Source organism: Arthrobacter sp. (assembly GCF_048266065.1).
GTDB lineage: Bacteria > Actinomycetota > Actinomycetes > Actinomycetales > Micrococcaceae > Arthrobacter_H.
In genome coordinates this window covers 94,847-110,323 of sequence record NZ_JBLXAH010000006.1, presented here as the reverse complement: position 1 = coordinate 110,323, position 15,477 = coordinate 94,847, and the positions used below count along the sequence as shown (strand labels likewise).

The following is a 15,477-nucleotide window of genomic DNA, read 5'->3' as shown; positions in this document are numbered from 1 at the left end:
CTACACCACCGGGGTGACCGCGTGGGCGGCCGGGATGTGCGTCTCGGACACGCGACGGCGGAACACCCAATAGGTCCAGCCCTGGTAGAGCAGCACCAGAGGGATGCCGAAGGCGCCGATGACGCTCATGAGCCCCAACGTGTAGGGACTGGAGGAGGCATTGGCCACGGTCAGGCTGAAGGCGGGATCGAGGGTTGAGGGCAGCACCACGGGGAAGACCGCGACGAAGATGGAGGCCACCCCGGCCAGCAGGAAGAGACCCGACGCGGCGAACGACCATCCTTCGGCACCGTGGCGGTTGGCGAACCAGCCGGCGACCGCTGCGAGGACGGCCACCACCAGCAGGATCACCGGGATCGTTTTGCCGGCGGGCACCACGGCCAGGATCGCCCAGGCGGCCATCGGCAGCAAGGCCGGCGGCAGCCAGCGGCCGATCAGCCGACGCGCCCGGGCGCGCAGCTCCCCGTCGGTCTTCAGCCCCACGAAGGCCAGCGCGTGGACCAGGGCGAAGGCGACCACGGCCAGCCCACCAAGGACCGCATATCCATTCAGCCAGGCAAAGGCGCCGCCGACCCGGTCGCCGTTTTCATCCAGCGGCAATCCGGTCGTGGTGAGGGCCAGCATGGCCCCCACCCCGAAGGCGGCGGTGAACGATCCCAGGCTGATGGCCCAATCCCAGATGTTGCGGCTGGATTGCCGATGGGCCTTGCCCCGGTATTCAAAGGCGACGGCCCGGAAGATCAGGGCAACCAGGACCAGGACCAGGGGCACATACAGGGCGGAGAAGAGCGAGGCGTACCACATCGGGAAAGCGGCGAAGGTGGCTGCCCCAGCGGTGATCAACCAGACTTCGTTGCCGTCCCAGACGGGGCCGACAGTATTCAGCAGCACCCGGCGTTGGCGTTCGTTGCGGGCCAGCAGCTTCATGAGCATGCCGACGCCGAGATCGAATCCCTCGAGGAACAGGTAGCCGGCCCAGAACACGGCGATGATCACGAACCAGAGGGTGGGGAGGAAATCCATCAGCATTCCTTTGTCGTTGTCGTGGCCGGGCTAGTAGGCGAAGGCGAGCACATCGCCGTCGTCCCGGTGGTCCTCGTCGGGTGTCCCGTCGTCATCTCCCGGCGGCGAGGCCGCCAGTTCCGGCATGGCCGACGGGACGCCGCCGCGGATGTAGCGCACCAGCATCCTGACTTCGACGACGGCGAGCACGCCGTAGACGGCGGTCAGGGCAATGAGCGAGAAGAGCATCTCCGCTGCCGACACCCCCGGGGACACGGCGGCGGCGGTGTACATGAAGACCTGGTCAACCGATCCGTCCATGGTCGGGTTGGGCGCGACAACGAAGGGTTGGCGCCCCATCTCGGTGAAGATCCAGCCCGCCGAGTTCGCCCCGAACGGTGCCAGGATCCCGAAGACGGCGAGCCGGGACATCCATTTGTTCTGCGGCACCGTGCCCTTGCGGGTCATCCACAGGGCCACCAGTGCGGCGAAGGCCGCCAAGCCGCCGAACGTGATCATCAGCCGGAAGCCCCAGTAGGTGACCTCCATGAGCGGAAGGTAGTTGATTTCCTGACCGGCCCGGTCACCGTAGATCGGGTCGTTGGGCAGGTGGGTCCCGTACTTCTCCTGGTATTGCGGCAACAGGGTGTTCACCCCGGGGATCTCGGTGGTGAAATTGTCGTTGGCCAGGAAGGACAACAGGCCGGGCAGCTCGAACACGGCGACGACATCGTCACAGGTGGTGGCACCGTCGCCCTTGAGGTTTCCAATGGTCAGCACGGAGAATCCCGTGCCGTCGTGGCACGCGGCCTCGGCGGCTGCCATTTTCATGGGTTGCTGCTTGAACATCAGCTGGGCCTGAGCGTGCCCGGAGAGCGCGACGCCGGCAAAAGCCACCATCGCGACCACCGCCCCGATGCGCAGTGACTTCAGCCAGACGGCATGGTCGGTCTTGTCACGTCCGGCCCCGCGTGTGCTGTCCTCGCCGACGACGACCCGGCCGGCGGCATCCACGGTGTCGATGCCGGCGGCCCGGCGCCGGTAGAGGTGGAACCAGGAGATGCCGAGCAGGAATCCGCCGGCCACGGCGAAGGCGCCAAAGATGGTGTGCGGGAACGTGACCAATGCCGTGTTGTTCGTGAAGACGGCCCAGGCATCGTTCATGACCGGCCGGCCGTCCACCATCTCCACGCCCACCGGGTGCTGCATCCACGAGTTCGCCACCAGGATGAAGTAGGCCGAGGCCACCGAGGCGAGGGTGGCCGCCCAGATGCAGGCCAGATGGACCATCCGGGGAAGTCGTTGCCAGCCGAAGATCCACAGGCCCAGGAAGGTCGATTCGACGAAGAAGGCCAACAGGGATTCCATCGCCAGGGGGGCGCCGAACACGTCGCCGACGAATCGCGAGTACTCGCTCCAGGCCATGCCGAATTGGAATTCCTGCACCAGCCCGGTGGCAACTCCCATGATGAAGTTGATCAGGAAGAGCTTGCCCCAGAACTTGGTCATCCTCAGGTATTCCTCGCGGCCGGTGCGCACCCAGACGGTTTGCAGCACGGCAACCAGGATCCCCAGGCCAATGGTCAGCGGCACCATGAGGAAGTGGTAAACGGTGGTGATGCCAAATTGCCACCGCGCAATTTCGAGGGGGTCCAAGGGGAAACCTTCCAGACGTTGCGGGAGTGACGGGACGAATACCCGACGCGACTTCTACACAACGTAGAATACTTCATTTCTACGCCATGTAGAACCTTGGGCCATTTCAGGGTAGATTAGTACCAGCGCAGCGTTCCGGACGCCGGCGGGGCTCCCGCTGGACCGGTTCTGCGCATGTTTTAGTTGGCTAGATAAGGAAGATCATTGGCAACTCTCGGCGACCTTGAACGCTCGGTGATGGACCTGTTGTGGGACAGCACCGAAGCGCAGACCGCCAACGACCTGCGGGACAAGCTCGCGCAGGTCACGGGCAGCGACGGCAAGGAACTTGCCGTCACCACCGTGTTGACCGTCCTCGCGCGGCTGGAGAAGAAGCAGCTGGTCACCCGCGAACGCGATACGCGCCCCCACCGCTACCGTGCGGTGACCAGCCGCGAGGAACACACCGTGGAACTCATGAACGAGGCCATGGGCAACGTGATGGACCGCGAGGCGGTACTGGCCCGTTTCATCGGCGGGATCTCCCCCGAGGAACTCGCGTCCTTGCGTCGCATCCTCGACGACGGGGCCTCCGCATAGCCGCGGCCCGGTAGCCGCCAGCCGGTCCCATGCTGACCGCCTCCTACCTCCTCCTCGGTCTCGCCATCGTCCTGGCGTGGCCGGCCCCGGTAGTGCTCTCGCGCGCCCGCTGGACATCCCGCTCCCCGTTCACCGCCTTGTTGCTCTGGCAGGCGATCGCCTTGGCCGGCGGCCTGTCGATGATCGGTGCCTTCCTGGTCTGGGGACTGGAGCCCCTGGGTGGGGATCTGCTGTCCGCGCTTCGCGGCTTCTGGGGTGTCCTCACCGGCGAACCCCATGCGAGGCAGCTCACCGTCATCCACGTCTTCGCCCTGAGCACCGCCTTGTTGATTGGCGGCCACCTGGTCTTCACCTTGTTGCTCGCCACCTACAAGGTCACCCGGCAGCGTGCCCGCCATCGCGGCCTGCTGGCACTGCTCAGCGGGCCATCCCCGACGATTCCCGGCGCCGTCGTCCTCGAGCACCAGGCACCCGTCGCCTACTGCCTGCCCGGCTTCAGTGGATCGCTGACAGTGATCTCCCGTGGGCTGCTTGATTCGCTCGACCCCGCAGGACTTCGCGGGGTGATCGCCCACGAGCATGCCCATCTCGACCAGCGCCACGACCTGCTCGTCCTGGCCTTCGAATCGTGGCACCAAGCGCTCCCGTGGCTGCCGACCTCGCGGCTGGCACGGCTGGCGGTGCAGGAACTCATTGAAATGCTCGCCGATGACGCCGCGCTCGAGCACGTGTCGCGCGAGGATCTGCTGCGCTCCCTCGTCACCGTATCTGCCGGCCTGGGCGACGTCGACGACATCGCCCGGGCAACGCCCGGCCCGGCAGGCGGGACAACGGGCCAGGGATCGCCCGCCACGAACAACCCACTGCTGGAGGCCTCGGCTCCCGGGGATGCCGCTGCCGTTCCTGGCGGCCGGTTGTCCTCGCTCCGGCTTCGCCGACTGCTCAGCCCGGTCCCGGAGTTGCCCGTCGCCGGGCGAACGACGGTCATGGCAACAGCAGTGCTGCTGATTGTCGTGCCGACGCTGGCACTCGTGGCGCCCGGGCTGCTGGTCTGAGACGCGCCGGCCTCAGACGTCGATCTGCTCCAGGTCCAGCCGTTCGGCGCCGGCAATTATGAATTCCTTGCGCGGGGCGACGTCACTGCCCATCAGCAGGTCGAATACCTGTTCTGCACGCTCGGCGTCCGAGATGTTCACCCGTCGCAACGTCCGATGCCGGGGGTCCATGGTGGTTTCCGAGAGCTGTTCGGCATCCATCTCGCCCAGGCCCTTGTAGCGCTGGATGGGTTCCTTGTATTTCTTGCCTTGCGACTCGAGGTCCTTGAGTACGGCGTGCAGCTCATTTTCGGAATACGTGTAGACCATCTCGTTGGGCTTGTTTCCGGAGTGGATGACCTCCACACGGTGCAGCGGCGGCACGGCGGCATACACCCGCCCCTGTTCCACCATGGGACGCATGTAGCGGAAGAACAGGGTCAGCAGCAGTGTGCGGATGTGGGCCCCGTCGACGTCGGCATCTGTCATCAACACGACCTTGCCGTACCGGGCGGCCGAGATGTCGAAGCTCCTACCGGAGCCGGCACCGACGACCTGGATCAGCGCGGCACACTCGGCGTTGGAGAGCATGTCACCCACCGAGGCCTTCTGCACGTTGAGGATCTTTCCCCGGATGGGCAACAAGGCCTGGAAATCGGAGGAACGGGCCAGTTTGGCGGTCCCCAACGCGGAGTCGCCCTCGACAATGAAAAGCTCGGAACGCGCAACATCATCGCTGCGGCAGTCGGCCAGCTTGGTCGGAAGCGACGAGGTCTCCAACGCACTCTTGCGGCGCTGCGTCTCCTTGTGGACGCGTGCCGAGATACGCGATTTCATCTCGTTGACGACCTTCTCCAGCAAGGAGGTCGACTGCTGCTTATCGGCCCGGGACGTCGAGGTCAGCCGGGCGCCGAGCTGCTTTTCGACCACGCGTGAGACGATCTGGCGAACCGCCGAGGTCCCCAGGATCTCCTTGGTCTGTCCTTCGAACTGCGGCTCCGCCAACCTGACGGTCAAAACCGCTGTCATGCCGGCCGTGACATCATCCTTCTCGATTTTGTCGTTGCCCGCCTTGAGCTTGCGGGCATTGGCCTCGATGACCTTGCGAAAGGTCTTGAGCAGCGCCTGTTCAAAACCGGTCTGATGGGTACCGCCTTTCGGCGTGGCGATGATGTTCACGAAACTGCGCACCGACGTGTCATAGCCGATCCCCCAGCGCAAGGCGACGTCGACCTCGCAGGAGCGATCGACCTCCATCACGCGGCTATGTCCGCTCTCATCCAGAACCGGGACCGATTCCTTGAAGGTCCCGGTGCCCTGGATGCGCCAGATGTCGGTTACCGCCGGGTCGTTGGACAGGTAGTCGACGAATTCGGATATGCCGCCATCGTGGTGGAAGACCTCTTCGATGGGACCGTTTTCGGCTGCGGTCCCCGGCAGTTTGCGCTCGTCGCGCAGGGTGATCCGCAGACCGGGAACGAGGAAGGCCGTCTGGCGTGCGCGGGCTTCTAGCTCCTCGTAGGAGAACTTGGCGTCTGCCGTGAAGATCTGCCGGTCCGCCCAGTAGCGGATGCGTGTGCCGGTCACCCCGCGCTTGGCCTTGCCCACGATGTCGAGTTGCGAGTTCTCGACGAATGCCTCGAAGGGAGCATCCGGCTTGGGCTTGCCGGTGTCCTTGAACCTGCCGGGCTCGCCGCGCCGGAACTGCATCTGGTAGGTCTTGCCGCCCCGGTCGACCTGGACGTCCAAGCGGCCGGAGAGCGCGTTGACGACGCTGGCGCCGACACCGTGCAGTCCGCCCGAAGCCGTGTAGGAACCCCCGCCGAACTTTCCACCAGCGTGCAGCTTGGTGAACACCACTTCCACGCCGGTCAACCCGGTCTTGGGTTCGAGGTCGACGGGTACGCCGCGGCCGTCATCGTGCACCTCGACGGAGCCGTCAGCGTGCAACACGACGGTGATGCTTTGGCCGAATCCGCCCAGGGCCTCGTCAACGGAGTTGTCGATGACCTCCCAGAGGCAGTGCATCAGGCCGCGGGAATCGGTGGAACCGATGTACATGCCGGGGCGCTTGCGCACGGCCTCGAGCCCCTCGAGCACGGAGAGGTGGCGTGCGTTGTACTCAGAACTCGGTGCCACGGGAAGCGTGCTCCTTGTCGACGACTGCTAGGGGATCCCTACCACGTTAGTCCGAGGAGCCCGAAATTGCCGGTTCCCGCGCCGTTGTCGCACGCACCACTCCGCGCCAAGCATTCGGCGCCGCGTCATTCGACACGCCGGAGCCCCCATGCGACCGGATCAGTACGCGGTGAGCGAAAGTCAAGGGACGGCGGCATGGTTCCGGGCCGATAGCTGGTTGTATGGAGTACACGAGATCTTAGGAGGTCACCATGACGGCAACATCAGTGGCAACACGCGGACTGACCGCGCTCGATCGCTGCGACCGCTGCGGGGCACAGGCATATGTGCGAGCGGTGTTAGAGACCTCTGGCGGGGAGCTGCTCTTCTGCGGCCACCATGCTCGCGATGTCGAGGCAAAGCTCCGTCCCATGAGCGCCGAGTGGCAGGACGAAACCGGCAAGCTACACGAAAAGCCTGCCTTCGCCGACGAGGACTAGGGCCTCATTGGTTCGTCCGTCCGGGACGTAACGACCACAAGTGCGGGAACCGTGGACCACGGTTCCCGCACTTTTTTCATCTCGCCGAGGATCGTCCTCATCGGGTGCGCCCACGCGAAAGGCCGGCTTCCAGTGGAAGCCGGCCTTTCGCAGCAGGGGTACCCCGGTACCCGACGGTTTAGTCCAGGTAGTCCCGCAGGACCTGTGAACGCGAGGGGTGGCGCAACTTGGACATCGTCTTGGACTCGATCTGGCGGATGCGCTCGCGCGTCACGCCATAGACCTTGCCGATTTCGTCTAACGTCTTCGGCTGTCCGTCGGTCAATCCGAACCGCATGGCAACGACACCGGCCTCGCGCTCGGAGAGCGTATCGAGCACCGAATGCAGCTGCTCCTGCAACAAGGTGAAGCTCACGGCATCGGCCGGAACCACTGCTTCGGAGTCCTCGATGAGGTCGCCAAATTCCGAATCGCCGTCCTCGCCCAAGGGGGTGTGGAGCGAGATCGGTTCGCGGCCATACTTCTGCACCTCGACGACCTTTTCGGGGGTCATGTCCAGTTCCTTGGCCAACTCGTCGGGAGTGGGTTCCCGACCCAGATCCTGCAACATCTGGCGCTGCACGCGCGCGAGCTTGTTGATGACCTCGACCATGTGGACGGGGATGCGGATGGTACGCGCCTGGTCGGCCATGGCACGGGTGATGGCCTGCCGGATCCACCAGGTCGCATAGGTGGAGAACTTGAAGCCCTTGGTGTAGTCGAACTTCTCGACGGCCCGGATCAGACCCAGGTTTCCTTCCTGGATCAAGTCAAGGAAAAGCATCCCGCGCCCCGTGTACCGCTTGGCAAGCGAGACAACGAGCCGCAGGTTGGCCTCGAGCAGGTGGTTCTTGGCGATCTTGCCGTCGTGCACCACCTGTTCGAGATCCCAGCGCAACCGCTTGGGCAGGTCATCGCCGGCCTTGAGCTTCTCCGTTGCATAGAGTCCGGCCTCGATGCGCAAAGCAAGGTCGACTTCCTGCTCGGCATTGAGCAGGGCTACCTTGCCGATCTGCTTCAGGTAGTCCTTCACCGGGTCGGCGGTCGCGCCGGCCACCAGGACCTGCTGCTGCGGGGCGTCGTCGTCATCGGAGGTGATGATGAAGCCGCGTGCTTCGTCTTCGGGCGCCGCCGGGTCGGCCGGCGCCCCGGACTTCTCGGCGTCGGGCTTGGCTGCCGCGCCACCTTCGTCGTCGGCCTCCGTCTCGGAAGTCGCCACGACGTCGTGTGATGCCCCTTCGGCCTCCGCAGCCTTCTTCGCCTTGTTTCCGGCCCTGGTCTTGGCCGCCTTCTGCTGGGGCGTCAACTCGTCCGTCTCATCGGCTGTATCCACTGCACCCGCTGCGGAAGCGGGCTTCTTGCCCCGGCTGGTGGTGGCCTGGGGGCTTGATTTGGAAGCTGGCACGAATAACCTTTCTCACGGATCGACCGCGGCGCCACCTGACGGGTAACACCACTATGACCCTGTCAAGTCCGGGTTCCGCCGTGACGACGGATCAGGATGAAGGGTCCAGTGGTTGGAACGCCTTCATTCGACCTTTTGTTCCCGGTTCCGCGAGCGGAAGACCGGAAGTGCGGTATCAACCGCCCAAGGACACGGACCCAACCGGGTCTGCGGCTACCAGTCTCTCACGTTTCACGCCCCGGCAGGACATCTATCCCGCGCCCAGGCCCCCACGCCAAGCCGTCTCCCGGTTCGTCGCCCAACGCGGAAGCCTGCCTCTGGCCAAAAAGGCATCCAGAAGGACAGCCAGGCGATACTGCGGATCCTCGAGGCGGCACGTGGAAATCAGGGCGTGGGCGCCGCTGCTGTGCCCCTTGGCCCACTCGATCCACCCCAGGATGCACAGCAAGGCGCAACGGTCGATGCCACGGGCCGCTGGCAGCAGGCCCCGCCCCAGGATCCAGAGGCGCTCCAGTGCGTCCCAATGCGGGGCACGATCGGCATGGCCCAGCATGAACTCACCGAGTTCGTTCAATTGCCCGGTGGACCCGCCCTCGCGCAGCTGGCCCACCAGCGCCCGACGCGCCTCGGCACTGGATGCCCCGGCCGCAAACGGCAGTGCATCCCTGACCAGGTTTTCGGCCAGAACGGCCAACAACGCGCCGGCGTCTGCCGGGTTGGCGCGAAGCCGTTCCAAGAGCTCGTCGGGATCCTGGTCCAGCGCGGAACACCAGCGCTCGAGCCCCCGGATGGTTTCCTTCCACCCGTCACCGGCCCCGCGTTGGGCCCCCACAACTTCCCGCACCGCATTCACTCCGGGCCAGGTGCGGTTGTCGGTCCCGTCCCAGAGCTCGGCCAACGGGCTGCTTCCCTCCACGACCATCCGCAGGTGGGCGTCCGACAGGTAGACAGCTTCAAGGGGGCGCCCCTCGACGGGACAGCAGGAGAGGTCGGTGCAAAAATATGACCACCAGCGCTGGCAGCCCACCAGCCATGCGTCGGGTATGCGGTATCCACACCGCTGGAATTGCGTGGTGACCACGTCAACGAACTCCTGGAGCGGCAGTTCGTCGGGCGTGCGGACCCGTTCGGAGTAGACCACCAGACAGGCCCCGTCGGCTTCGGGGGCGGCGCGCAGATAATCCACCAGTTGCCGGGCGAGCCTGCGCGTGGCAGGCAAACCAAGATCCGACTGCGGCAGGTCTATGCGCAGGGTGGCTTCGAGCGCCTTGTCCTGCATGATCAGGACCACCAGGCTCTCGCGGGGGTGGAACCCGAGCATGTGGGGCACCAGCGAGATGACCCCTTCGGCGTCCGTAACGGAAAGTTGTCCCTGTGTGCTGTCCATGCCACCACGCTGGACCTCCGCCCGTGAGGCCGCCGGACCGAAAGACCCTCCTGTGGACGACCGGCACGGCCGATCGGGTGTCCCTTGCCTGTGAGGGGGGTGGGCGAACCAGACGTGAGCGGTGAGTCAGATCCCCCGGTGGCCGCCCCTGCGCCACCGGCGCTCGGCAATGGCCTGAAGCAGCGGAACCAGCACCACTCCGGTCTCAGCGAGGTGGGCCCGGGTCTTGCGCCGCGTGACGACGATGCCCAGCGCACCCAGCGCCAACGGAATGAACTGGAAGGCCAAGGCCCAGCGGAAGGCACCGAGATTGTAGAGCTCACCTGATCCACCGGCCGCCGCGAACTGCAGATCCAGGATCAACCCGATGAAGTAGACGCTCACCAATGCCGCAGTGAACCCCCCGACATTGACGATGCCGGTCGCAGTCCCGATGATCCGTGGTGCGTTGAAGGTGCGGGCGAAGTCAAAGCCGATCATGGAGCCCGGGCCGCCGACGGCGACAAGGGTCATCAGGACGACTAGCACCGCGATGGGGGCACGTCCCGGCCACAACAACACGGTTGCCCAGGACGCGGCGATCAGAATGATGATGGTCAGCGCCAAAGTCGACCGGCGCAAGGGGTGGCGGGAGACCACTGCACCGAACAACGGTCCAAAGACCAACGCCACGACCACGAAAATTGTCATGAGGCCCGATGCGACGGTCGGATCCAGGCCCTGTCCCGAAACCAAAAAGGGGTATCCCCACGCGAGCAGGAAGACATTCGACGTAAACTGCAGGGAGAAGTGGGTCCAGAACCCCAGACGTGTTCCCGGCTCATGCCACGCTTCCCTCAGCACGGCCAATGACTTCGCCTGCGGGCCCGCTGGCAACGGAGCAGTGCCGCGTGGCTGGTCGCGTACCGCGACCAGTGAGAGCACGAAGGCGATGACGCACAGTGCGGCCAGCGAAAGGAACGACGGCGCCCATCCTGCCCAATGCAGCAAGGCGACGAAGGGGACCAGGCTCAGTAATTGCCCGAGTTGTCCGACCATGCCGGTGAACTGAGTGAGCATAGGCACCCGGTAGCCCGGAAACCATGCCGATATGAGCCGGATCACCGAAACGAAGGTCATCGCATCACCCGCGCCCACAAAAAAACGACCCACCAGGCCGGCCGGAACGGAGGTAGCCAAGGCAAGGAGCATTTGGCCGATGGCCATCAGCACCGCACCAAAGATGATCAGCCGCCGTGATCCGAACTTGTCGATCATCAGCCCCACGGGGATCTGCAGTGCGGCGTACACGACGAGTTGGACAACACTGAAGGTCGCCAATATCGAAGCGCTGGCATCGAACCGTTCAGTGGCCTCCAACCCGGCCACGCCGAAGCTCGTGCGCTGCGTGACGGCAACCAGGTAGGCGAAAACCCCAATGCCCCATACCCACCAGGCCTGGCCGGATCCGACCTTCACGGCCTTGTCGCTCATCGACCGCCTTCGTCGGAGAAGCCCTTGGCCGCCGGTGAGGAAAGGAACGCCTCTGCGGCCGAGGCCAGGTCCTCACCGTCCGGAAGGTCCTCGTCGGGCGGAAGCAGCAGCGACCGCCGTTCCGTCTCCGGCGCGTGGGCATCGAAGCGTTGTTCGAAACTGGAGACCATCCGTTGGATGTCAGGGGCTTCTGCCACCTGTTCGGCGATCTGGCCCTCGACCTTGCGCGCCGCCTCGCGTAGCTTGTCGGTCGGCAAGCCCAGGCTCAGGGCGGCGCCGAGGAACTCAAGGGCGGCCACGGCCGCTTGCGGATATTCGGAATCGGCGAGGTAATGCGGGACATGAAGGTCGTAGCCCACGACGTCGCGCCCGTCTTCGTCCAACCGCATTTCCACCAGGTGGGCCGCGGCAGCCGGAATTTCGGCCGTGGGATTCCACGTGGAAATCCCCTCGCGCAAGTCCTGCCGATTACCGTGGACGGTCACCCCGATGCGGCGCGTGTGGGGTACCGGAAGCGGGGCGGCGCCGATTCCGGCGGTCAAGCGCACGTTCAGTCCGCGCGCCAACAGGACGACGGCTGCTGCAAACCGCTCCCACTGCAGGTCGGGTTCCGAACCGGTCAGGAACAGGAAGTCGGTGCCGAGGCCGTCGGTGAGGCGGTACAACTCGATGGCCGGAGCGACATATTCGGTGAAGTGGTCACCAGCCAGTGAGACGTGGGGGCGGCGCTCCCGGTAGTTCACCAGCTGGTCCGCATCAAAGGAGGCAACCAGTTCCGACTCAAGTCCTCCCAACAGTTCGCGGCGAACCTGCTGGCTGACATGCCCGGCGTCGGCGTGCCCGGTCAACGAAACCAACATCCCCAGACCTTGCAGGCGCGCGTCATCGATGACCTCTTCATTGAGCCTGACGAGGGACAGGGGATCAAGCATGATGTCTCCTTCCAGGGACTCAGACATGCACTCTCACGATTCAACACGCGCACGGCCGGAATGCTTCCCGGCACCTCCACCAGTCTATCGGCAGGCCCCACGGGCCCCTCACCGCGGCGGTCCGGGACCGCGGTCCCCACGATGCGGCGCTACGATCGGAGGTGGATGCAACAACCCTGCCGATTCACCAACAGCAGCCCACCGGCCGCATTAAGGAATTTGCCCCGTGATCAACGCCAGCGAACTCAAGCTGACCGCAGTCTCCCCCGATGTGCGTCGGGTGGCGGCCCAAGCCGTCGTCATCGCCGTCGCCCAGGACAAACAGGGGCCACGGTTGCTTGATTCACCGCTTCCCAAGGCGGAAACCGCTGCCTTGCAGGACTCCCTGGCCTCCCTGGGAGTCACGGGGGCAACTGACCAGGTTCTGCGACTGCCTGCCACCGACTCGCTCAAGGCCGGCGTATTGGTCCTCTCCGGCGTTGGACGGGTTGAAGGCTCCACACCTGATGCCGAAACGCTCCGGCGGGCGGCTGGATCCGCTGCCCGCCAGTTGGCGGGGCTGTCCAAGGTCGTCTTCGCGTTCCCGACGCCCACCGTGGAACTGGCCGCCGCCGTGGCGGAAGGAATCGCCCTGGGTGCCTACACCTACTCCAACCACCGTTCCAAGGCCCCAGAGAAGGGACCGCTAACCGAAGGCGTCGTCGCGACGGCAGCCTCGGCCCACAAGGAGCTGCCGGCAGCCCTCCGCCGGGCAGCAGTGATCGGCCGGGCAGTGCGCGGGGTCAGGGACCTGGTCAACACCGCGCCGAACGATCTCTACCCGGAGTCCTTTGCCTCCGAGGCCCGCAACGCAGTGAAGCCGTTCCCGCTGAAGGTCACGGTGCTCGATGACAAGCGCCTCGAGAAGGACGGCTACGGCGGTCTCATGGGCGTCGGCAAGGGTTCCGCCCGTCCCCCACGTCTGGTGAAGATCGAATACACCCCGGCGAAGGCAGCCCGTCATCTGGCGCTCGTAGGCAAGGGGATCACGTTCGACACCGGTGGCATCTCCCTGAAGCCGCCGGCAAACATGCACCACATGAAGTCCGACATGGCCGGTGCCGCCACGGTTCTGGGGACAATACTGGCCATCGCGGAACTCGGATTGCCGGTCCGCACCACTGCTTGGTTGTGCCTGGCCGAGAACATGCCCGGTGGAAATGCTGCACGGCCAGGCGACGTCTTCACCATGTTCGGCGGAAAGACAGTGGAGATCCTGAACACCGACGCCGAGGGTCGTCTGGTCATGGCCGACGGCCTGGTGGCCGCGAGTGCGGACAAGCCCGACGTGGTGATCGACATCGCGACCTTGACCGGTGCGCAAATGGTGGCCCTGGGGCGTCGCACCAGCGGCATCATGGGTGAGGAAACCGTCAGGGATGCACTCGTCGAGGCAGCGGCGGTGTCCGGGGAAAGCGTCTGGGCCATGCCCCTTCCCGAGGAACTGCGCGCCTCCTTGGACTCGACGGTTGCGGATTTGGCCAACGCCGGGGATCGCAACGGAGGGATGATGACGGCGGCCGTCTTCCTACAGGAATTCGTGGGAGAGGTTGATGGCAATAAGATCCCGTGGGCGCACATCGACATCGCCGGCCCGGCCTTCAACGATGTCGCGGCCTACGGTTACGTTCCCAAGGACGGTACGGGTTCCGGGCTGCGCACCCTGGTGGCGTACGCCGAACGACTCGCCGGCAAGTAGTCCAACCGGCCGGCGGCCGTGAAGCTGGTCACCAGTGGCCGATCCCCCCGTCACCACGGGTGGAGGAAGGGTCGGTGGCCGCGCTAAGGTGAACCCTGAAAGAATAGTAGGCAGTGCCTGCCAGACCGCTACGTCGACCAGGCAATTTACAAGGAATGAGCCCCCAGCTTCGTGGGGGCCCGATCTCACTCGCGAGGGAGCGTTAACGTGGCCGATTCGGCAACAACGCAGGAATTCGATGTACTCATCCTTGGTGGCGGCAGCGCCGGCTACTCGGCCGGATTGCGTGCCGTCCAGCTCGGCTTCACCGTCGGGCTCGTGGAGAAGGCCAAGGTCGGCGGCACCTGCCTGCACACCGGTTGCATCCCCACCAAGGCGTACCTGCACTCGGCCGAGCTGGCCGAGAATGCCCGTGAGGGCGCCAAGTACGGCATCAACACGACGCTGGACTCCATCGACATGGAGGGTGTGCGCAAGTACAAGGACGGCATTGTTGCCGGGAAGTTCAAGGGGCTCTCGGGTCTGCTGAAGATGAAGAAGGTCAATGTCATCGAAGGCAACGGCCGCCTCGTTTCCCAGGACACCATCGATGTCGACGGTGTCGCCTACAAGGGCAAGAACATCATCCTGGCCACGGGTTCCACGTCCAAGACCATGGGCCTGGAAATCGGCGGGCGCGTGCTGACCAGCACCGAGGCGCTGAACATGGACACGATCCCCCAGAGTGCCATCGTGCTCGGCGGCGGCGTCATCGGCGTCGAGTTCGCCTCGGTGTGGAAGTCCTTCGGAGTGGATGTCACCATCGTCGAGGGCCTGCCCTCCCTCGTGCCGAACGAGGATCCGTCGATCATCAAGAACCTTGAGCGTTCCTTCAAGAAGCGCGGCATCAAGTTCAACACCGGCGTCTTCTTCGAGAAGGTCGAACAGGACGAAAACTCCGCCAAGGTCTCGCTGGCCGATGGAAAGGTCCTGGAGGCGGACGTCGTGCTCGTCGCCGTCGGCCGCGGCCCGGTCACCGAGGGCCTGGGGTTCGAAGAGCAGGGCATCACCGTCGATCGCGGTTTCGTCATCACCAACGAACGCCAGCACACCGGCGTCGGGAACATCTACGCCATCGGCGACATCGTCCCGGGCGTGCAGCTGGCACACCGTGGTTTCCAGCACGGCATCTTCGTTGCCGAGGAAATCGCGGGCCAGAACCCTGTCATCGTCGAGGACATCAACATTCCCAAGGTCACCTACTGCGAGCCGGAGATCGCCTCGGTCGGTTACACCGAGCCCAAGGCGAAGGAGAAGTTCGGTGAGGACCAGATCGAGGTCTCGGAGTACAACCTCGCCGGAAACGGCAAGTCCTCCATCCTCGGCACCTCGGGCCTCATCAAGATGGTGCGCGTCAAGAACGGGCCCATCGTCGGCGTGCACGGCATCGGCGGCCGCATTGGCGAGCAGATCGGCGAAGCACAGCTGATCGTCAACTGGGAGGCCTACCCTGAGGACGTTGCCCAGTTGATCCACGCCCACCCGACCCAGAACGAGGCGCTCGGCGAGACCGCGCTGTCGCTGGCAGGCAAGCCGCTTCACGGCTAGATCCTTCGGGCGTCCACGGTGCCCCGG

General features: G+C 65.0%; 12 protein-coding genes. 5 read left to right on the top strand and 7 right to left on the bottom strand.

Features of this window, described 5'->3' with window-relative positions; all coding sequences use genetic code 11:
* Both cydB and ACN0TP_RS11280 read right to left on the bottom strand, forming a co-directional pair.
* Positions 1 to 1,023: a cytochrome d ubiquinol oxidase subunit II gene (gene cydB / locus ACN0TP_RS11285; RefSeq protein ID WP_417219015.1), complete on the bottom strand. Its 1,023-nt coding sequence runs from the start codon at positions 1,021 to 1,023 to the stop codon at positions 1 to 3.
* A 30-nt stretch (positions 1,024 to 1,053) separates the two neighbouring features.
* Complete coding sequence (locus tag ACN0TP_RS11280) at positions 1,054 to 2,658, bottom strand: cytochrome ubiquinol oxidase subunit I (RefSeq protein WP_417219013.1); 1,605 nt, start codon at positions 2,656 to 2,658, stop codon at positions 1,054 to 1,056.
* Positions 2,659 to 2,862: 204 nt separating this feature from the next.
* On the opposite strand from ACN0TP_RS11280, the gene ACN0TP_RS11275 reads away from it, so the two are divergent.
* Complete coding sequence (locus ACN0TP_RS11275) at positions 2,863 to 3,237, top strand: BlaI/MecI/CopY family transcriptional regulator (RefSeq protein ID WP_417219011.1); 375 nt, start codon at positions 2,863 to 2,865, stop codon at positions 3,235 to 3,237.
* A 29-nt stretch (positions 3,238 to 3,266) separates the two neighbouring features.
* The gene (locus tag ACN0TP_RS11270) at positions 3,267 to 4,292 is read left to right on the top strand and encodes a M56 family metallopeptidase (RefSeq protein ID WP_417219009.1); all 1,026 of its coding nucleotides are present in this window, start codon (positions 3,267 to 3,269) and stop codon (positions 4,290 to 4,292) included.
* A gap of 12 nt (positions 4,293 to 4,304) precedes the next feature.
* Here the strand turns inward: ACN0TP_RS11270 and ACN0TP_RS11265 are convergent, their stop codons facing one another.
* On the bottom strand, positions 4,305 to 6,410 hold the full coding sequence (locus ACN0TP_RS11265; RefSeq protein WP_417219006.1) for a DNA gyrase/topoisomerase IV subunit B: 2,106 nt from the start codon (positions 6,408 to 6,410) through the stop codon (positions 4,305 to 4,307).
* A 251-nt stretch (positions 6,411 to 6,661) separates the two neighbouring features.
* Here ACN0TP_RS11265 and ACN0TP_RS11260 point away from each other — a divergent pair, with 251 nt between their 5' ends.
* Positions 6,662 to 6,889: a hypothetical protein gene (locus tag ACN0TP_RS11260; protein ID WP_417219004.1), complete on the top strand. Its 228-nt coding sequence runs from the start codon at positions 6,662 to 6,664 to the stop codon at positions 6,887 to 6,889.
* 178 nt (positions 6,890 to 7,067) lie between these two features.
* On the opposite strand, the gene ACN0TP_RS11255 is transcribed toward ACN0TP_RS11260, so the two are convergent.
* The 4 genes from ACN0TP_RS11255 to ACN0TP_RS11240 form a co-directional block, all read right to left on the bottom strand.
* Entirely contained in the window at positions 7,068 to 8,333 is a 1,266-nt protein-coding gene (locus tag ACN0TP_RS11255; protein ID WP_417219002.1) for an RNA polymerase sigma factor, read from the bottom strand.
* 250 nt (positions 8,334 to 8,583) lie between these two features.
* Complete coding sequence (locus tag ACN0TP_RS11250) at positions 8,584 to 9,720, bottom strand: DUF4192 domain-containing protein (RefSeq protein WP_417219000.1); 1,137 nt, start codon at positions 9,718 to 9,720, stop codon at positions 8,584 to 8,586.
* Between the two features lie 126 nt (positions 9,721 to 9,846).
* Positions 9,847 to 11,193 (bottom strand): MFS transporter, encoded by a 1,347-nt coding sequence (locus ACN0TP_RS11245; RefSeq protein WP_417218998.1) that lies wholly within the window; start codon positions 11,191 to 11,193, stop codon positions 9,847 to 9,849.
* A complete protein-coding gene (locus ACN0TP_RS11240; RefSeq protein WP_417218996.1) occupies positions 11,190 to 12,125 on the bottom strand; it encodes a proteasome assembly chaperone family protein in 936 nt (311 codons plus the stop codon). The genes ACN0TP_RS11245 and ACN0TP_RS11240 overlap by 4 nt, the downstream gene beginning before the upstream one ends.
* Before the next feature lie 226 nt (positions 12,126 to 12,351).
* On the opposite strand from ACN0TP_RS11240, the gene ACN0TP_RS11235 reads away from it, so the two are divergent.
* Together ACN0TP_RS11235 and lpdA are read left to right on the top strand one after the other, a co-directional pair.
* The gene (locus ACN0TP_RS11235) at positions 12,352 to 13,863 is read left to right on the top strand and encodes a leucyl aminopeptidase (protein WP_417218994.1); all 1,512 of its coding nucleotides are present in this window, start codon (positions 12,352 to 12,354) and stop codon (positions 13,861 to 13,863) included.
* A 207-nt stretch (positions 13,864 to 14,070) separates the two neighbouring features.
* Positions 14,071 to 15,450 carry a dihydrolipoyl dehydrogenase gene (gene lpdA, locus ACN0TP_RS11230; protein ID WP_417218991.1) on the top strand — a complete coding sequence of 460 codons (1,380 nt, stop codon included), beginning with the start codon at positions 14,071 to 14,073 and terminating at the stop codon, positions 15,448 to 15,450.
* Positions 15,451 to 15,477 lie beyond the last annotated feature (27 nt).